This window comes from Herbaspirillum huttiense (assembly GCF_004367745.1).
In the GTDB taxonomy this organism is placed as follows: Bacteria; Pseudomonadota; Gammaproteobacteria; order Burkholderiales; family Burkholderiaceae_D; genus Herbaspirillum; species Herbaspirillum huttiense.
On sequence record NZ_CP037993.1, the window covers coordinates 3,916,467 to 3,935,628 of the forward strand.

At 63.4% G+C, this 19,162-nt stretch carries 16 protein-coding genes; 2 read left to right on the forward strand and 14 right to left on the reverse strand.

Going from position 1 to position 19,162, the window contains the following annotated elements:
- Positions 1-6: 6 nt before the first annotated feature.
- The 9 genes from E2K99_RS17570 to E2K99_RS17610 form a co-directional block, all read right to left on the reverse strand.
- Positions 7-1,125, reverse strand: a complete 1,119-nt coding sequence (locus tag E2K99_RS17570) for a hybrid sensor histidine kinase/response regulator (protein WP_121045235.1) — start codon at positions 1,123-1,125, stop codon at positions 7-9.
- Positions 1,122-1,757, reverse strand: coding sequence for a chemotaxis protein CheB (locus tag E2K99_RS17575; RefSeq protein ID WP_039784527.1), 636 nt, complete (start codon positions 1,755-1,757; stop codon positions 1,122-1,124). Before E2K99_RS17575 ends, E2K99_RS17570 begins: the two co-directional genes overlap by 4 nt.
- On the reverse strand, positions 1,754-2,605 hold the full coding sequence (locus E2K99_RS17580; RefSeq protein ID WP_134223045.1) for a CheR family methyltransferase: 852 nt from the start codon (positions 2,603-2,605) through the stop codon (positions 1,754-1,756). Before E2K99_RS17580 ends, E2K99_RS17575 begins: the two co-directional genes overlap by 4 nt.
- Positions 2,590-6,078 carry a response regulator gene (locus E2K99_RS17585; RefSeq protein WP_205703815.1) on the reverse strand — a complete coding sequence of 1,163 codons (3,489 nt, stop codon included), beginning with the start codon at positions 6,076-6,078 and terminating at the stop codon, positions 2,590-2,592. Before E2K99_RS17585 ends, E2K99_RS17580 begins: the two co-directional genes overlap by 16 nt.
- A gap of 274 nt (positions 6,079-6,352) precedes the next feature.
- The gene (locus E2K99_RS17590) at positions 6,353-7,012 is read right to left on the reverse strand and encodes a DUF1345 domain-containing protein (protein ID WP_039784524.1); all 660 of its coding nucleotides are present in this window, start codon (positions 7,010-7,012) and stop codon (positions 6,353-6,355) included.
- Positions 7,013-7,141: 129 nt separating this feature from the next.
- Positions 7,142-7,666: a SecDF P1 head subdomain-containing protein gene (locus E2K99_RS17595; RefSeq protein WP_134223047.1), complete on the reverse strand. Its 525-nt coding sequence runs from the start codon at positions 7,664-7,666 to the stop codon at positions 7,142-7,144.
- Complete coding sequence (locus tag E2K99_RS17600) at positions 7,663-7,881, reverse strand: hypothetical protein (RefSeq protein WP_034330326.1); 219 nt, start codon at positions 7,879-7,881, stop codon at positions 7,663-7,665. The genes E2K99_RS17595 and E2K99_RS17600 overlap by 4 nt, the downstream gene beginning before the upstream one ends.
- A 115-nt stretch (positions 7,882-7,996) precedes the next feature.
- Complete coding sequence (locus E2K99_RS17605; RefSeq protein WP_134223048.1) at positions 7,997-9,442, reverse strand: sensor histidine kinase; 1,446 nt, start codon at positions 9,440-9,442, stop codon at positions 7,997-7,999.
- 16 nt (positions 9,443-9,458) lie between these two features.
- The gene (locus E2K99_RS17610; protein WP_008331064.1) at positions 9,459-10,121 is read right to left on the reverse strand and encodes a response regulator transcription factor; all 663 of its coding nucleotides are present in this window, start codon (positions 10,119-10,121) and stop codon (positions 9,459-9,461) included.
- A 370-nt stretch (positions 10,122-10,491) separates the two neighbouring features.
- Here E2K99_RS17610 and E2K99_RS17615 point away from each other — a divergent pair, with 370 nt between their 5' ends.
- Both E2K99_RS17615 and E2K99_RS17620 read left to right on the forward strand, forming a co-directional pair.
- Entirely contained in the window at positions 10,492-12,723 is a 2,232-nt protein-coding gene (locus E2K99_RS17615; RefSeq protein WP_134223049.1) for a TonB-dependent receptor, read from the forward strand.
- 17 nt (positions 12,724-12,740) lie between these two features.
- On the forward strand, positions 12,741-13,427 hold the full coding sequence (locus E2K99_RS17620; protein WP_034330332.1) for a Fe2+-dependent dioxygenase: 687 nt from the start codon (positions 12,741-12,743) through the stop codon (positions 13,425-13,427).
- Between the two features lie 7 nt (positions 13,428-13,434).
- Here E2K99_RS17620 and E2K99_RS17625 read toward each other — a convergent pair whose 3' ends face one another.
- The 5 genes from E2K99_RS17625 to E2K99_RS17645 all read right to left on the reverse strand — a co-directional run bounded on the left by E2K99_RS17625 (position 13,435) and on the right by E2K99_RS17645 (position 19,072).
- Positions 13,435-14,742, reverse strand: a complete 1,308-nt coding sequence (locus E2K99_RS17625) for a DHA2 family efflux MFS transporter permease subunit (protein ID WP_420840923.1) — start codon at positions 14,740-14,742, stop codon at positions 13,435-13,437.
- Positions 14,743-14,963: 221 nt separating this feature from the next.
- Positions 14,964-15,818: an ABC transporter permease gene (locus E2K99_RS17630; protein WP_121045247.1), complete on the reverse strand. Its 855-nt coding sequence runs from the start codon at positions 15,816-15,818 to the stop codon at positions 14,964-14,966.
- Positions 15,819-15,983: 165 nt separating this feature from the next.
- Positions 15,984-16,811, reverse strand: coding sequence for an ABC transporter ATP-binding protein (locus tag E2K99_RS17635; RefSeq protein ID WP_051156266.1), 828 nt, complete (start codon positions 16,809-16,811; stop codon positions 15,984-15,986).
- 125 nt (positions 16,812-16,936) lie between these two features.
- The gene (locus tag E2K99_RS17640) at positions 16,937-17,950 is read right to left on the reverse strand and encodes an ABC transporter substrate-binding protein (protein ID WP_134223051.1); all 1,014 of its coding nucleotides are present in this window, start codon (positions 17,948-17,950) and stop codon (positions 16,937-16,939) included.
- A 66-nt stretch (positions 17,951-18,016) separates the two neighbouring features.
- Positions 18,017-19,072 (reverse strand): ABC transporter substrate-binding protein, encoded by a 1,056-nt coding sequence (locus tag E2K99_RS17645; RefSeq protein ID WP_134223052.1) that lies wholly within the window; start codon positions 19,070-19,072, stop codon positions 18,017-18,019.
- Positions 19,073-19,162 lie beyond the last annotated feature (90 nt).

Sequence of the window (19,162 nt, forward strand, 5' to 3'; positions counted from 1 at the left end):
CGACGCTCAGCGCCTAGGCAACCTCACCGTCACCATGGTCTGCACCTGGTCATCCGAACTCATGGTGATGCTTCCACCATGCGACTTGACGATCTGCTGGGCAATGAACAGGCCCAGTCCGAGACCTTCCTTGCGGCCGACCTCACGCTCGCCACCGCGGAAGGGATCGAAGATCACCGGCAACAAGGCCGCCGGAATGACACCGCGATTGGCGATGGTCATGACCACTTCCTGCTCGCTGCGGCCATCGATGCCGATGCAGATCGGACTGTCCGCCGCGCCGTGCTGCAAAGCGTTGCCCAGCAGATTGGCCACTACCTGGCCCAGGCGGTCGCCATCCCAATAGCCATTGTCATCGCCCTCGATACGGCGCTCGACCACACTGCCCGGATACGTGGCCTGGTATTCCTGTACGACCCGTTCGGTGATCTCGCCCAGGCAGGCACTGGCACGCACCAGCGGGATGCCGCCGGCCAGGCGCGCGCGGGCCAGATCGAGCATGTTGTCGATCAGCTTGGCCATGCGCTTGCCACCGTTGAGAATCTGTTGCGAGGCCTTCTGTGCCACCTCTTCCTTGTACGTCCGCTGCAGCAGCGTGGCCGCCATCACCACCGCACTCAGGGGATTGCGCAGGTCGTGACCGAGGATGGCCACGAACATTTCGTTCATGCGCAGGGTCTCGGTGCGCTGCTTCAACTCCAGCGCCAGCAACTGCTTCTGGCGATACAGCTGGAAGAACACATCGGCCTTGTTGCGCAGGATATGCGGCTCGATGGGCTTGTAGAGGAAGTCCACTGCACCACTCTCATAGCCCTTGAACTGGCGGCGCTCATCACGTACACCCGCCGTGACGAAGATCAGCGGCACGTTGCGGGTACGCTCGCTGCCGCGGATCAGCTCGGCCAGCTCGAAGCCATCCATGTCCGGCATCTGCACGTCCAGGAAGGCCAGTGCCACGTCATGCTGCAGCAGCAGTTCGAGCGCCTCCAGGCCCGAGCGGGCCAGCAGCAGCTCGACATCGTCCCGCTGCAGCAGGGCCGAGAGGGCCAACAAGTTTTCGTCGAGATCATCGACCAGCAGGAATTTCACCCGTGGCAGGTCTCTGTCTTTGTATTTTTCTGTCACCTGCGTTCCTTTTCCTGGTCATTCCCCGATACGCCCAGGGTGCGCAGCAGATCGGCGATCTGCGGGAGCGTGAGCACATAATCAATCTGTCCCAGCGCCAATGCCTGCGCCGGCATGTAAGGTACCTGTGCCTGTTGCGGACTTTGTACCACCGTCACGCCACCGGCGCGCGCAATGGCCTGCAATCCGGCCGCTCCGTCATGATTGCCGCCGGTCAGCACGATGCCCAGCAAACGCTCGCGGTAAACATCGGCCGCCGATTCGAACAGCACATCGATGGCCGGGCGCGAATAATTCACCAGTTCATCGTTGGACATGGCCAGCACCGGCCCCTGATCACTGCGATCCACCAGCAGATGATAATCCGGTGGCGCAAAGTAAATCACGCCCGGCTGCGCCGGCTCCTTGTCCTGCGCTTCCACTACCGGCTGGCCGCAGCGATCGGCGAAGATGGTGGCCAGCAAGCTGGGGCGTTCGCGCGGAATGTGCAGTACCACCATGGTCGCCACCTGCGCACCACGCCGCAGCGCCGGCAGGATTTCCGACAAGGCTTCCACGCCACCGGCAGAGGCACCGATGACGATCGCATCAATCGCACGGCCACCCAGGGCCGGCAGCGGGACGAGGCTCATAGCTCCCCCTTCTTCTGGAAGATGCGATCTTCCCGCACCACTTCATCGAAGGCAGGACCGTGCGTCGAGAAACGCATCGATTCCTTCGAACCCAGTCCCAGGAAGCCCTTGCGCACCAGCGATTCACGGAACAGGCCCAGCGCGCGCTCCTGCAAATGGCGGTTGAAATAGATCAGCACGTTGCGGCAGGACACCAGGTGCATCTCGGCAAAGACACTGTCGGTGGCCAGGCTGTGATCGGAGAAGACCACGTTCTTGCGCAGCGACTTGTCGAAGACGACGGCACCGTAAGCGGCCGTATAGTAATCCGAAAGCGAGGTCTTGGCCCCGGATTTCTGGTGGTTGCTGGTGAAACCGGGGATACGGTCGAGCTCGTAGACGCCGGCCTCGGCCTTCTTCAGCGCGGCCTGGTTGATGTCGGTGGCGTAGATGATGCTGCGGTCGAGCAAGCCTTCCTCGCGCAACAGGATCGCCAGCGAATAGACTTCCTCGCCGCTGCTGCAGCCGGCTACCCAGATCTTCAAGGATGGATAGGTACGCAACAGCGGGATCACCTTCTCCCGTAACGACAGGAAATAGCCGGGATCCCGGAACATCTCGCTGACCTGCACCGTGAGGTAATCCATGAGCGCGGGGAATACCGTCGCATCATGCAGCACCTTGTCCTGCAATTGCGACAGTGTTTCGCAGCCGAACCGGATCATGGCGGTAGCAAGGCGGCGCTTGAGTGACGCACCGGCATAACCGCGAAAGTCGCAGTGATACTTGAGGTAGATGGCATCCAGCAACAACTGCATCTCGATATCGAAATGCTGGTTGGCCAGTGCCTGGTTTATTTCGGCATCCATACGCGTACCAGGGACAGCAGTTTTTCCACATCCAAAGGCTTGGCGATGTAATCGTTGGCGCCGGCGGCCAGGCATTTCTCCTGGTCATCCTTCATGGCCTTGGCGGTCAGGGCGATGATGGGCAGGCGCTTCCAGACGGCTTGCTTGCGGATCTCGCGCATGGCGGTCAGGCCATCCATCTCCGGCATCATGATGTCCATCAGCACCAGATCGATCGGCGCGCCCGGCTGTTCCTGGCTGCGCTGCAGGGCCTCCAGGGCTTCGCGGCCGTTGCGGGCGATGTCGACCTTCATGCCCTTGGGTTCCAGCACGGAGGATAGCGCAAAGATGTTGCGCACGTCGTCTTCCACCACCAGGATGCGGCGGCCTTCGAACACCGTCTCGCGGTCGCGCGCCACCTTGAGCATGCGCTGGCTCTCCGGCGGCAGCGTGGTTTCCACCTGGTGCAGGAACAGCGTGACTTCATCGAGCAGGCGTTCCGGCGAGCGCGCATCCTTGATGATGATGGAACGCGAGAAGCGGCGCAGGTGCTGCTCTTCCTCGGCCGACAGCGAACGGCCGGTATAGACGATCACCGGCGGGAAAGCCACGTGTTCCTGCTCGGCCATCTTTTCCAGCAACTGATAGCCGGACAGATCGGGCAGGTTCAGGTCCATCACCATGCAATCGAAGGTGGTCTCGCGCAGGCGGGCCAATGCGTCGGCGGCCGTGCGCACGCCGACCAGGTTGATGTTCTCGCCGGCCAGCAACTGGCGGATGCTGTCGAGCTGGCGCGCATCGTCCTCGACCACCAGGACATGGCGCAGGCCCTGCAGGAACTTGGCTTCCAGCTTGCGGATCGCACCTACCAGTTCTTCTCGCTGCACCGGCTTCAATGCGTAGCCGATGGCACCGCGCTCCAGTGCCTCGTGCGAATAATCGGCCACCGAGACCACGTGTACCGGGATGTGGCGGGTCTTGGGATTGCGCTTGATCTGATCCAGCACGCCCAGGCCGGAGAAGTCAGGCAGGTTCATGTCCATCAGGATGGCGCTGGGGCGATACATCTCCGCCGCCGACACGCCCTCATTGGCCGAATGCGTGACCACGCACTGGAAGCCCATCTCGTGCGCCAGGTCGCGCAGGATCATGGCGAAGGCGGTGTCATCCTCGATCACCAGGATCAGGCGCGAGGACGATTCAATGCGGTGACGGTCATCATCGATGGCGATGTCCTGCAGTTTCGCCGGCGCGCCGGGCACCACCTGCGGGCTGGGGATACGGATATCTGGCGCAGTCGCAACTTGCGCCGCCTGCAAGGTCGCAGCCGCCGGCGACGGTGCGGCAACGGCCGCCGGCGTCCGCACTACGGCCTGCTCGCCGCTGTAAATCTGCGGCAGCGAGAGCGTGAAGATGCTGCCCTCGCCTACCCGGCTCTGCACCTGAATATCGCCACCCAGCAGATGCGCCAGGTCGCGCGAGATCGACAGGCCCAGCCCGGTGCCGCCGTACTTGCGATGGGTGCTGCCATCGGCCTGGCGGAAGGCTTCGAAGATGAACTGATGCTGGTCGGCCCCGATGCCGATGCCGGTATCGCGCACGGCAAAGGCGATGCGGCCGCCCGCATCCGCATAGATGCGCAGGCTGACCTCGCCCTTCTCGGTGAACTTGATGGCGTTGGAGAGCAGATTCTTGAGGATCTGGCCCAGGCGCTGCATGTCCGTTTCCATACGCTGCGGCACGCCCGGATCGACCTCGACCTTGAAGCCCAGGCCCTTCTGCTGGGCCGTCATGGCGAAGCTGGCCTTGAGTTCCTCGGCCATCTTGCTGACCACGAAGGATTCGGAAACGATATCCAGCTTGCCCGCTTCCATCTTCGAGAGATCGAGGATGTCGTTGATCAGGGCCAGCAAATCATTGCCCGCCGAGGAAATGGTTTGCGCGAAACGCACCTGCTCGTCGGACAGGTTGCCCTGCTTGTTGTCGGCCAGCAGCTTGGCCAGGATCAGGGTGGAGTTCAGCGGCGTGCGCAGCTCGTGGCTCATGTTGGCCAGGAACTCGCTCTTGTACTGGTTGGCGCGCTCCAGCTCGGTGGCTTTTTCCACCAGCACCACCTGGGTCTTGGCCAGGTCGTCCTTCTGGATTTCCAGCAGTTGCGTCTGTTCTTCCAGCTGGGCATTGGTTTCTTCCAGCTCGGCCTGCTGGGTTTCCAAACGCAGTTGCGAGGCCTTCAGGGCCTGGCCCTGCTCTTCCAGTTCTTCGTTGTTGACGCGCAGTTCTTCCTGCTGTGCCTGCAATTCCTCGGACTGGCGCTGGGTTTCTTCCAGCAGTTCTTCCAGACGGGTGCGGTCCTTGGAGGAACGCACGGCAATGGCGATCTGGTCCGACAGCCGCGCCAGCAGCTCTTCTTCCTCGGCCCGCACCTGGCGCAGGAAGCCAAGTTCAAACACGGCTTGCACCACACCATCGGCCGCTGCCGGCACGATCAGCAGCTCACGCGGTGCATGGCGTCCCACGGAAGAGGAAACGGTCAGGTATTGCGCCGGCACTTCCTTGACGTGCATGGCGCGATTGAGTTTGGCGGCCTGGCCCAGCAGGCCCTGGCCATCACGCAGGTGCGGCGGTTGTTCGCTCTCGTTTTCTTCCAGCGCATAGGCGGCGAAGCGCTGGAAGTCGCCGCTATCGGTGCGCAGGTAGATCGCGCCGACCTGAGCATTGAGGTAGGCGGTCAGGAAGGCCAGCGTGTTTTCACCCAGCGCCCCCAGGCGTTGTTCGCCCTGCAGGCGTTCGGCCAGACCCATCTGGCCGTTGCGGATCCAGGTCTGTTTTTCGCGGGCGCGGTAATCGCGCGAAGTGGTCATGGCTGCGGCAATGATGAGCACCAGCAGCAAGCCCGAGCCGCCCCAGGCCACGGCGGTGGAAAACACCACGGCATCGCGCCAGTCGGATTGGCGGCTGGCCAGCAGGTCGCGTTCCTGTTCTTCCATGTCGCGCGACAGCACGCGCACGCGGTCCATGAACATCTTGCCGCGATCGGATTGCACCACGGCCAATGCGCCGGCCGCATCGCCATTGCGACGGCGGCTGACGGTCTCGGCCAGTTCTTCAAGTTTGTCGGCGACCACGCGCTCGATCTGCGACAGGCGCTGCAACTGATCCGGATTGTCGGAGAGCAGCTCGCGCAGCCTGGCGATCTCCCCAGGCAACGCGGCGCGTGCCTGGTTGTAGGGGCTCAGATAGGATTCGGTGCCCGTGAGCAGGAAACCGCGCTGGCTGGTCTCGGCATCCTTGAGCGTGGAGACCAGCACCTGCAACTGCTCGCGCACCTTCATGGTGTGCGAGACGGCATTCGCCGCCAGGCCACGGCTGACCGAGGCTTCCCAGGTAAACAGGGCAATCAGCACCACCGCCAGGATGGCGACGGAAAAACCGATCAGCGGCCCCAGCGGCAGCGGCGGTCCGGAAAAGGCGCCCTTGCCCTGGCGCTTCAACATGGCAATACGTTCTTCAGCTTGGCTGGAATAAACCCGCACGGTGCGCTCCGTTGTTCGAATCGTTGGTCGAGCTGCGGGGGTTCTGTGTGTCGCTGTGTCCCCCTCCCCTTGGTCTTGCGTCCGGGAAAGCCGCCGATTATACGGGCGGCTTCCGGTTTGCGCAGAGCGCCGGTGCGGCGCTTGATCGCGCACTCACCCGCCTCTGAACCCGGCTAGGACAAAGCGCTGCCGGTTCGGTTCCGCAGCGCTGTCATCCTGGCACTGACACTCGCTTTCAGGTGCCGGCCAGGCCGGCCGCGATATTGATGGACAAGCCGATGATGGCGGCATTGAACACGAAGCAGATCAGCGAATGCGCCAGCACCGACTTGCGTAACGCGCGCGAGGCCACGGCCACGTCCGAGGTCTGCACGGCCACGCTGATGGTGAAGGCGAAATACAGGAAATCCCAGTAGCCGGGATTGCGTATGCCGTCCGGGAAGCGCAGCGGCAGGGCCTCCGGGTCGTCGTCATCGGCATAGAAGAGGCGCGCGTAATGCAGCGTGAAGATGGTCCCGATCAGGGCCCACGAGCCGAACACGGTGGAGGCTGTAAAGGCATAGCGCAACAGCCTGCCGCGCTCGTCGTGATGGCTGCTGCCGCCCAGTTCCAGCAAGATGGCGAGCAAACTCGCAATGGCTGCCACGCAGACCATCACCAGTACCACGTGGGCGCTCTCGTCCTCGGTCTCGGCCAGGCGCTTGACGGCCTTGGCATCGGCCCGCAGCATCATCACCCACAGGCTGAGCAAATAGAACCAGACGCCGGCATTCCAGCCGATGAGGCTGCGGCCGATCCAGGTACTGGCGGGGAGAACGGTGGCGGCGGCGATCCCGATGGCGATGCCGATGAGCAAGCGCGGATGGACCTGGACGATGTGGCGGGCGACGGACATTGTTCTTGTTGATGTTGTGAGTCTTCTGTAAGGGCAGCGTCAATGCAGTGCCGCGAATGGGCAGGACATTAGCATGCCCTGCCCGCCCCTGCCAGCCATGCTTTCCCTCAGCATGCGCGGGCAGGCGGCCTAGTTACCCTTGGACAGCAGGTTGGCCAGCCGCACTGCGTCCTCGAAACTGGACAATCCGGTCAGGGCCATGGTGTTGATGGTCATCGGGCCTTGCACGCTGGCCACATTGGTCACGCGGCCTTCCAGCACGGCGGCGAGCTGGCGCCCCATCAACTCGCGCGAGGCCGCCGCCAGCCTGGCGGTCCCGGTGGGCGAGAATTGCAGTACCAGCACCGCACGTCCGGCCGCATCCTTCTGCGCCGACGCGCGCTGCACGTCGCCGGCATCGAGTGCGGCGCGCGGGGCGAGATAGATGTCGCCACCCGGTGGTTCGCTCAGGCGCGCCTTGATCCAGCCCTGGGTCGGTACGGTGGTCGCACCGCGCAGTTCAAACAGGGTTGATGAGGAGAGGCCAGTGTCCGCGCCGCCCGAGGCACCGCCCGTGGCACAGCCCGCCAGCACCAGGACGGCACCGGCGGCGGCACCCAGCAACAGAGTGCGGCGACGCGCGGAAAAGCAAGGAGAAGCAGGCAGGCGGCTCAAAATTCGTGCTCCTTCAAGGCGCGCTGCGCGCGTTCGCGGGCGCTGGCCAGGGCTTCTTCCTCGGTCGGGAAGAGGCCTACCGGAATGTAGGTTTCCGCGATCTCGGGCTCGCGCGACAGGCGCACGAAGACTTGCGCCTCGAAGCCTTCATCCGGTTTTTCAACCGCATCGTAGCGGGCGATATGGGTGCCACTTTGCAAGACCTTGTCCGTCATGCTGCCTCCTGAGTCGTTCACGATGAAGCCCGTTTGACACAGGGGCAGGCATGAGGTTCTGCATGAAAACGATGTCGTGCGGCAACTGCGGCCAGTGCGGCCATCGCCGCCGGGCTCAGCCCGCCAGCGGGAAGCGTACCGTGAAGTTGGTGCCCTGCCCTTGCTCCTTGCAATCGACCGTGATGACGCCGCCATGGTCGTGCGCAATCTCGCGCACGATGGCCAGGCCCAGGCCGCTGCCGGCGATCTTGTCATTGGCGCGATAGTAGCGGTCAAAGATGAGCTCGCGATGCTCGGGAGCAATGCCTGGGCCGGAATCTTCCACCGAGAGCACGGTGGCCCCCTCTTCTTCCAGGCAGCGCACCGTCACCGTTCCGTGCAAGGGGGAATAGCGCACGGCATTGTCGATGAGGTTGTCGATCAGGTCGGCGAGCAGGAAACGGTCGCCGCGCAGGCGTGCCGGCTGCAGGTCGAAGCCGAGGTCGATGTGTTTCTTGTCGGCCTCTTCGATGAAGTGCTGCACCGATTCTTCCACCAGTTTGTGCAGTGACAGCTCCTCCAGCTTGCGGCTTTCGAACAGGCCAGGCTCGGAGCGCGCCAGCGCCAGCAGCTGCCGGCTCTGGCGGATCATGCGCTCCACCGAAGAGTTCATCATCGCCAGCGAGCGGGCGGTATCGGGCTGGTCCTGGTGCTTGTCATGCAGCAGTTCCAGTTGCAGCTTCAGGCCCGTGAGAGGCGTGCGCAATTGATGGGCAACGTCGGCCATGAAATTCTGCTGCGCCTGTTCACCCTTGCTGATGCGGGCCATCAGTTCGTTCATGGCCACGATCAGCGGCTGCAATTCCACCGGCGCACCAATGCCATCGATGGCCCCCAGCTTGCCGTGGCCGCGTTGTTCCAGGTTGCGCTGCAGACTCTTCAAGGGACGCAGCCCGCGCCGCACGGCGATCAGCACCACCGACAGCGACCCGAAGGTCAGCCCGCCATCCAGCAGCAGGAAGGACAGCAGGATGGTGTAGTGCGCACGATCGCGCTTGCGGATGGTCTCGGCCACCGCCACCGAGATCACGCCATTCTTGACCCGTACCTGCATGGCCGAAATACGCACCGGTTCGCCGCGCATTTCGCCGTCATAGTTGAAGGGCCGGTCGAACGTCTCGCTCTCCGGCAGTTGCGGGAAGCCCTTGTCGCCCACCAGGATCTCGCCCTGCGAATTGCGCACGGCAAAGAAGGTGGTGTCGGAGTGATTGCTGCGCAGGATCTGCTCGGCCTGCTGGGTCAGCTCGGCAGTGGTGCGTTCCTGACGATGGCGCACCTGGGCATACAGGCCCCAGGTGGAATCCATCAGGTTCTGGTCGAAGGCATGCTGGGCCGGCAGCCAGGCCAGCCAGTAGGTCAGGCCGGCACCGACCAGATTGAGCAGCAGCAAGGGCGCGATCAGCCACTTGAGCAGATCGCGCCGGATGCTGGCGTGGGTAACAGCTGCCGCAGGCGGGGTAGCATTGGCCGAGTTGTTCGTGTTGGCCGCACTGGCGGGCGGCTGCTGGTCGATGACCGTCATGACGCGGCCTGCCGGCTCAGTTCTCGCTCTTTTCGAGCATGTAGCCGAAGCCGCGGATGGTACGGATCACCACGCCCGAATCCGCGATCTTGAGACGGATGCGCGAGACATACACCTCCACCGCATTGATCGTGAAATCCTCGCCCCAGGGCAGGACGGCATCGATGATCTGCTGCTTGGAGACCACGCGCGAAGCGTGTTGCATCAGGTATTCCAGCACCGTCCATTCACGCAGAGACAGTTCGATTTTGCGGCCGTCGATGTCGGCGCGCTTGGTGGCGTTGTCCAGCGACAGCCCGCCCACGGTCAGCTGTGCCGGCTGCGGCGCACTGCGGCGGATCAGCGCCTTGATGCGCGCCACCAGTTCGGGGGTGGCGAAAGGCTTGACCAGGTAGTCATCGGCACCCAGCTCCAGGCCATGCACGCGGTCGGGGATGGTGTCGCGTGCGGTCAGCAGCAGCACCGGCGTGTTGTTGCCATTGGCGCGCATGCGGCGCAGGACTTCGAAACCGTCGATGCCGGGCAGGCCGATGTCGAGCACCAGCACGGCCGCGTTGAAACGCTGCGACAGCGCATCGTTGCCGTTGTTGACGGTATGCACGGTAAAACCGTGCGAGTTGAGTACCCGCGACAGACCGTCGGTGAGTACCGGGTCATCTTCGACCAGCAGAACATTCATAGGGGACTTCGGTAGAGAAAAACGGCGCAAAACATCTGCGTAACCGCTGCATCGTATTGCAGCCCAGGCAATGCTGCAAATCAGGCGATCCCCCAGGCGGGCAGCGACATGTAAAGAGTGTTTCTTTTTCGTCACACTCAGTTCATCGTCAGCTTCATGACAGCGATTTGTCAGACTTCCGCCTTAATCTTGCCAGCCATGCGAATGAGAATCCCAATCATTAGCATGTAAAAAAAGAACACTGGTCATCAGCCAGCCAAACGAACTTCCTTGTTGCCATTGAAGGACGGAGTAGCCAGCCATTCGAGCCGGTCCTGCGCGAGCAGGATCGGCTCATCGTTTCCTACTCCACTTCACCGACAAGAAGAACATGAACCGTCTCACGCCGATCGCCGCCGCATTGGTGGCCACGTTTGCCGCTCCCCTCTCCGCCCACGCGCAGCAGGCCACTCCCGCTACCAGCACGACCGCCACCACAGCCACCGGCAGCCAGCTGGCCCCGGTGACGGTGGAAGGCCGCCGCGATGATTTCGCCAGCACCGGCACGGCCATCACCAAGCTGCCGGCCGACCTGCACGACGTGCCGCAATCGGTGACGGTGGTCAACAAGGCGCAGATGCAGTCGCAGGGCGTCAGTTCGCTGGCCGATGCGCTGCGCAACGTTTCCGGCATCACGCTGGGCGGTGCCGAAGGCGGGCAGATCGGCAACAACATCAACCTCAACGGTTTCTCGGCGCGCACCGACATCTATCTCGACGGCTTCCGCGATCGTGGCCAGTACTACCGCGACACCTTCGCCATCGAAGAAGTGGAAGTCCTGATGGGCCCCTCCTCGATGCTCTTCGGCCGCGGCTCGACCGGCGGCATCATCAATCAGGTCAGCAAGAAAGCCAACCTCAAGGCCGCCACCGAGATCACCGGCTCGGTGACCACCAATGGCCTGGTGCGCAGCACGGTGGACGTCAACCGCCCGCTGTCGGACACCTCGGCCCTGCGCATCGAAGCCATGGCCCAGAACGGCGCGGCCAGCACGCGCAACCAGACCGATGTGCAGGACTTCGGCCTGGCCGGTTCCTATGTCTGGGGTATCGGCACCTCCACCGAAATCACGCTCTCGGCCCTGCTGCAGCACAACCAGGACCAGCCCGATTACGGCCTGCCGCCGCTCAACGGCCACCCCGTCAACGTCGACCGCAACACCGCCTATGGCTTGAACAGCGACCGCACCATCCAGGACGTGGCCGCGTTCAATGCCGGCATCAAGCACAAGATCGCGCCCGACGTCACCCTGCGCAACCAGACCCAGTTCAACTACGTGCACACCAATGCGGTGGAAACCGCGCCCAATACCATCGGCACGGTCTCGTCCAGCGGCTTCACGGCGCTGACCAATGCGGCCAGCAGCCTGCCCCTGTCGAGCCTGTTCGTGCGCGGTCAGAGCCATGACCGCAACATCAACGACTACTCCATCTTCAACCAGACCGAACTGGCCGCCAAGTTCAGCACCGGCAGCGTCAAGCACGATGCGCTGGTGGGCGTGGAAGTTGGTCACGACGGTTACGATAACCAGAATTACTACCGCAACGGCAGCTGCAATGGCCGCTCGCTCAACGCAAGCGGAGCAACCACCGGCTACATGGATTGCGTCAGCCTGCTCAATCCTTCCTACAGCGCCGCCGGCAGCAGCGTGGCCGATACCGCAGGCAACCGTGCCGGCGGCAGTGCCAACACCATCGCCGCCTATGTCGGCGACACCATCGAGCTGGTGCCGCAATTCAAGCTGGTCGGCGGCCTGCGCTATGACCGCTACGTGGCCAGCATCAGCAACTCGATCAACTCGGGCAATACCGCCGGCTCCACCGCACTGGGCTATGCGCAGCAGAGCGTGAACTTCGTGAGCGTGCGTTCGGGGGCGATCTGGCAGCCCAGCGCGGCGCAGTCGTATTACGTTTCCTACGGCACTTCCTTCAATCCCTCGCTGGAACAGCTGACCGGCACCACGGGCCAGCAGAACCTCGACCCGGAAAAGAACCGCTCCTATGAACTGGGCGGCAAGTGGGACGTGGCCGAAGGCCTGGCGCTGACTGCCGCCGGCTTCCAGATCACCAAGGAAAACGCCCGCAGCCAGGTGGCCACCGGCGTCTATGAGCTGGCCGGCACGGTGCGCGTGAACGGCGCGCGTGCGGGCGCCACCGGCCGCATCACCCGCGACTGGCAGATCGCCGCCAACTACACCTACCTGGATGCCAAGGTGGTCGGCGGTGCCGTGGCCGATACCTCGGTCGGCAAGATCCCGGTCAACACGCCCAAGCACACCTTCACCACCTGGACCACGTATGACGTCGCTCCGCACTGGCAGATCGGTGGCGGCGCGACCTACATGTCGCAGCGCTATGCCAATGCCACCAACACGGTGCAGGTCGGCGGCTACACCCGTTACGACGCGATGCTGGCCTACACCACCAAGGCCTACGACATCCGCCTGAACCTCTACAATCTGACCGACAAGATGTATTACGATGCGCTGATCCAATCAGACGGCGGCCGTTCGGTCCCGGGTTCGGGCCGTACCGCCCTGCTGTCGCTGACCTATCGCATGTAAGGAAAGAGGACGCGCCCATGCTCATCACTATCCCCCAGCTGCTGGACCCGCAAGCCCTGCAGACCGTTCGCAGCCTGCTGGACAACGCAGGACCGGCCTGGGTGGACGGGCGCGTGACAGCGGGCTACCAGGGCGCGCCGGTGAAATACAACCAGCAGATCGACGAGCAGTCCGACGTCGCCCTGCAATGCCAGCGCATCATCGTCTCCGCGCTGGAGCGGCACCCGCGCTTCATCAGCGCGGCGCTGCCCAACCTGATCTACCCGCCCATGTTCAATCGTTATGGCGAAGGCATGACCTTCGGCGCCCACGTCGATGGCAGCGTGCGCATCCATCCGCACAGCGGACGCAAGCTGCGTACCGATGTCTCGGCCACGCTGTTTCTGGCCGATCCGGAAGACTACGACGGCGGTGAACTGCAGATCGATGACAGTTACGGCATGCACAGCGTCAAGCTGGCGGCGGGCGACATGGTGCTCTATCCGGCCACCAGCCTGCACACCGTCACCCCGGTCACGCGCGGCGTGCGCGTAGGCTGCTTCTTCTGGGTGCAGAGCCTGGTGCGCGACGATGGCCAGCGCCAGATGCTGTTCGACATGGACAATGCCATCCAGCGCCTGAACCAGACCGACGCCGATGCGCTCGCACGGCGCACGCTGGTAGGCTGCTATCACAACCTCCTGCGCCAGTGGAGCGAGACCTGAGCCGCGCTCAGCTGAAGTAACGCGGATCCATCTTGCGGAACACCCAGGCCGAGACCAGGGTGATGAGTCCCACGATCACGAAGGTGATCTGGAAGCTGGCATTGGTGGCCACACCCGCCTCGCTCTTGAAGGCATTGACCATGGTCCCGCCGATGGTCACGCCCAGGCCGATGGCCAGCATCTGCACCATCGAGAAAAGACTGTTGCCGCTGCCCGCATCTTCCTTGCGCAAGCCCTTCAGGGTCACGCTGTTCATGGCCGCGAACTGCATGGAATTGGAGGCGCCGAATACCGCCAGTTGTACGATGGACGCCGCCAGCGGCCAGCCCGGCGTGATCAGCGCGAACGATACGATGGAGATCCCGACGATGGCGGTATTGATCAACAGGAAGCGGTCATAGCCAAAGCGCTTGACCAGCGGCGCGATCCACGGCTTGGCAATGGTGCCCGCAATGGCAGCCGGCAGCAGCAGCATGCCCGCATGCAGCGGTGAATAGCCCAGCCGCACCTGCAACAGCAGCGGCAGCAGGAACGGCACTGCCGATGAACCGATACGGCAAACCAGGTTACCTGCCAGTCCGATGCTGAAATTGGGTTCCCCGAACAAACCGAGCCGGAACAGTGGGCGCGGATGAACGGACGCATGGCGCCAGTAGACCAGTACAGTTGATGCTGCCACAGCAGACAGTGCCAGGCTCCAGCCAGTACGGTGGGTATCGAAAGGCACGTCCAGCGCCAGCGAGAAGGCCACCATGCAGGCGGACAGCAAAGCACAGCCGAAGAGATCGAAGCGAGGTGTACCGGTAAGGCTGTCATCAGGGAGGAAGTACAGTACGGCCCCCATCCCCAGCACACCTACCGGAAGGTTGATCAGAAAGATCCAGTGCCAGGACAGGCTTTCTACCAGCCACCCGCCCAGTACAGGACCGACCACCGGACCGAGCTGCCCGGCAATGGAGATCGAGGCCAGTGCAGCGATGTACTGCGCGCCCGGCACTGCCCGCAGCACGGCCAGGCGCCCGACCGGCAGCAGCATGGAGCCGCCCAGCCCCTGGATCACGCGAGCGGCCAGCAAGATCGGCAGGGTCGGTGCCATGGCGCACAGCACCGAGCCCAGCGCGAACAGCAGGATCGCCGCGAAATACACACGGCGCGTGCCGAAGCGATCGGCCAGCCAGCCCGAGGCAGGCGTGAGCGACGCCATCGTCAAGGTGTAGGCCACCACCACCGGGTGCATGTTCAGCACCGGCTCGCCCAGGCTGCGCGCCATGGCGGGCAAGGCGGTGTTGACGATGGTGGTGTCCAGCGTCTGCATGAAAAAGCCGGAGGCCACGATCCACAGCAGCGCGCGCTGGGTCACGGGATCGTTGAGGGAGGGTGAGGCGGACGACGTTGCAGCGGTGTCACTCGGGCGAGGCGGCTGGTTGGCGGACATGACGGAAAGGAAGTGGAAACGCGCGGATCAAAGCACGGCGGGGGCACGTTGCCGTGTCCCCGATTGCTGGCGTCACATTCTACGCCCTCAGGCATTTCTCATCAGAAGGCTTGCGGGCGCCACTTCAGCAAGCGCCGTTCCAGCGCATGCAGCAGCCAGTCCGCCGCCAGTGCCACCACGGCCAGCACGATCATGGCCGCGAATACGCCGCTGGCATTGAACGCCCCCTGGGCGGTGGAGATCAGCAGGCCGATACCCTGCTTGGAACCGAGGAACTCCCCGACCACCGCGCCGACCAGTGCAAACCCGAAGCTCACATGCAGGCTGGCCAGGATCCACGACAGTGCCGACGGGATCACCACCGCCATGGTCACCTGGCGTGGCGAGGCACCGAGGATCTGGGCGTTGGCGATCATGTAGCGGTCGGCTTCCCGCACGCCCTGGAAGGCATTGGCGAAGACCACGAAGAACACCATCACCACCGCCAGCGCCACCTTGGAGGCCATGCCCAGGCCGAAGGCGATGACGAAGATGGAGCCCAGCACCACGCGCGGAATCGAATTGGCGATCTGGATGTAGAGGCTGAAGACATCCGAGAGCAGCTTGTTGCGCCCGAGGATGATGCCGGCGATGACGCCGGCCACCGAGCCGATCAAAAATCCCAGCACGGTTTCTTCCAGTGTCACCAGTACCTGGGTCCAGAGCGGGCCTTGGGAGGTGCCCTCGACCATCCACTCGACGATCTGCGCCACGATGGCCGACGGCTGCGAGAAGAAGAAGGGATCGATCCAGCCCAGCCGCGCACCGCCTTCCCAGCCGCCCAGCACGATCACCAGGATGGCGATGCGCAGGCCGATGACCAGTTGTTTTCGCGCGCGGATCTTGCGCCGGGCCTCGGCTTCGACGCCGGCGATGTCCATCGTCGCGGCGCTGTGGCTGGCTTGTGCTTGTGTCATGTTGCTCCCCTGCTCTTCAGAAAAAAGTTGAGTTCCGTGCGCGCTCTTCGATACGCCGCTGTGCGGCTACTCAGAGCGAACGGAGTTCAATGATGCATCCGCTGACCGTTCGGCCTGAGTAGGCGCGCAGCGGCGTATCGAAGGCGCTCCGGCTGATGCAAGCGCTTAAGCGATGTGAACTTCTTCACGCAGATCGGCCCAGATGCGCCGCGAGATATCGATGAAGCGCTGCTCGTAGCGCACTTCCTCCATCACGCGCGGACGCGGCAGGTCGATCGGATAGACGCTCTTCAAGGTAGCCGGGCGGGCGGTGAGCACGTAGACCTTGTCGGCCAGCGCAATGGCTTCCTCGAGATCATGGGTGACGAACACCACCGAGCCCGAATGGGCCGACCACAGGCGCAGCAGTTCATCCTGCATCAGGGTGCGGGTCTGCATGTCCAGCGCCGAGAAGGGTTCGTCCATCAGCAGGATCTCGGGGCTGTTGATGAAGGTCTGGGCCAGCGCCACGCGCTTGCGCATGCCGCCCGAGAGCTGGTGCGGATAGTGGTCGCCGAACTTGTCCAGGCCCACGCGCCGAATCCATTCGTCGGCCAGCGCATGGGCCTGCTCCTTGGACTGGCCACGGAACATGGGACCAGCGGCGACGTTGTCGCGCACGCTGCGCCAAGGAAAGACCGCATCGTTCTGGAACACGAAACCGATGCGCGGATCGATGCCGTTGACCGGCTGCCCCATCACCCGCACCTCGCCCAGGGTCGGCTTGAGCAGGCCGGTGATGAGCGAAAGCGTGGTCGACTTGCCGCAGCCGGTCGGGCCGACCACGGCCACGAATTCGCCGCGCGCCACGCTCATGGAAAAATCGCGCAGGGCCACCGTCGCCCGGCCGTCGGCCGTGATGAAGCGGCAGCTCACGTTGCGCAATTCAATGGCCGGCGTGGCCTGGGCGGCCTGGCCGGCGGGGGTGAAGGCCTGCTGGTTGATGGCGTTCATCGTGGGGCTCTTTCGTGGCTTGGGGTTGAATTCGGGTTGAGCGCGCCCCTGACGCGCCGGAGCGCGTCATGGCGTATATCGTTTATATAGTTTTCAGCAAGACTGGCCAGCTGCCAGTCGCCGCCTCATTTCACGGCGTTGACGAATTCATCCGTGTAGGTCTTGGACAAGTCCACATGCTTGCCCTTGACGTTGGGATTGAAGCCCGACAGCACCGCCAGCACGGTCTCCGGCCCGCCCTTGGGCATCTTGCCGTCCGGCGAATACATGGGCAGCGAATTGTTCAGGGCTTGTATATACAGCGCCTTGTTGCTGCCGTAGTAGTCCTTGGGCATCTTCTCGGCGATCTGCTCGGCGGTGTGCGTGTTGATGAACCTGAGCGTTTTCACGAAGGCACGCGCCAGCTTCTGCGCTTCCTCCTTGTGGCTGTTGAGCCAGCTGCGCTGTACATACACGCTGGAGGCCGGGTACAGCCCGCCGAGTGCCTTGATGGTGCCTTCCACGGTGCGCATGTCCACCAGCACCTGGGCATCGCCGGTCTTGAGCAGCAGCGACGCGGTCGGTTCGGTGGTCATGCCGGCATCGATGCGGCCCTGCTTCATGGCGGCGATGAAGGTATTGTCCGCGCCCACCGGCAGCACCGAGAACTGCTTGGAGGTGATGCCATGGCGCGAGGCCAGGTATTGGGTCAGGAAGTTGGTGGACGAGCCCAGCCCGGTCACGCCCAGGGTCTTGCCCTTGGCATCGGCCATGCTCTGGAAGTGCGGCGCAGCCTTGGTGGAGACCAGCTCCACTTCGCCCGGCACCTGGCCCAGGATGGTGATGGCGGTGATTTCCTTGCCCTTGGTCTGCAGGTCGATGGAATGATCATAGAAACCGACCACGGCCTGCACCGCGCCGGCCAGCAGTTCATTCTCGGCATCGACCCCGGCCGGCTGCGACTGCAGCTCCACGTCCAGGCCCTCTTCCTTGAAGTAGCCCAGTTGTTCGGCCAGCTTGGCGGGCAGATAGACCATCTTGTTGATGCCGCCCACCATGATGGTGACCTTGGCGGCAGCCATGGCGTGGATCGGCAATGCGGCCAGCATGGTGCCGGCAACGGCCAGCGACAGCAGGCCACGGCGGAGATTTTTGTTCACGTCAGCTCCAGGAAATCAGTGCGAAAGCCCGTGGATTCTACGGTGCCTTCATATAACCGGCAAAATTCACTTTACCGCGTCGACAAACTCGTTGGTATAGGTCTTGGAGAGGTCGATGTTCTTGCCCTTGATGTTGGGATTGAACCCGGCCATCACCTTCAACACCTGTTCCGGCCCGCCGGCAGGCATCTTGCCATCGGGCGAATACATGGGCAGCGAAGCCTTGAGCGCTTGCACGTAGATGGCCTTGTTGCCGCCGTAATAGTCCTTGGGCATCTTGTCGGCCACTTCTTCGGCCGAATGGGTCTGGATGTATTTCAGCGTCTTGACGAAGGCGCGCGCCAGCTTCTGCGATTCCGCCTTGTGGCTCACCATCCAGGAGCGATGCACGTACAGGCTGGACGCCGGATACAGTCCGCCCAGCGCGGCCTTGGTGCCTTCCACGCTGCTCATGTCGACCAGCACCTTGGCCGCACCGGAGGCCAGCAGGATGGAGGTGGTCGGCTCGGTGGTCCAGGCCACGTCCACGCGCTTCTGCTTCATGGCGGCGATCAGGGTATTGCCGGCACCGACCGGCAGGATCGAGTAGTCGCCCGCCTTCAGACCGGCGCGGCTGGCCAGGTATTGCGCCAGGAAGCTGGAGGACGAGCCCAGCCCGGTCACGCCCAGGGTCTTGCCCTTGAGGTCGGCCATGCTGCGCACGCTGTCGGCGAGGTCGGCGCGCACCATCTCCATGCCGCCCGGCACCAGCAGCAGCTGGGTGATGGAAGTGACTTCCTTGCCCTTGCTCTGCAGGTCGATGGAATGATCGTAGTAGCCGACCACGGCCTGCACGGCCCCGGCCAGCAGTTCATTCTCGGCATCGACCCCGGCCGGCTGCGACTGCAGCTCCACGTCCAGGCCTTCTTCCTTGAAGTAGCCCAGGCTTTCGGCCAGCTTGGGCGGCAGATAGATGAGCTTGTTGATGCCGCCGACCATGATGATGATCTTGTCGGCTGCATGGGCTTGCGGGGCCGCCAGGCCCAGAGCGCAGGCAGCGATGGCGGTGGCGCCCAGGGTCCGCAGGCGGCGGCGCAGGGCAGGCGTTCTGGGGGACGGGAACACGCGAAGGTCGTGACGCATTATGATTGTCTCCACATTTTGGTTGGATGGTCTGTCGCCATCTCTTGTAGACTGCGGGCCTATTCTAAGAAGCCGAAACCTTCATCCAGC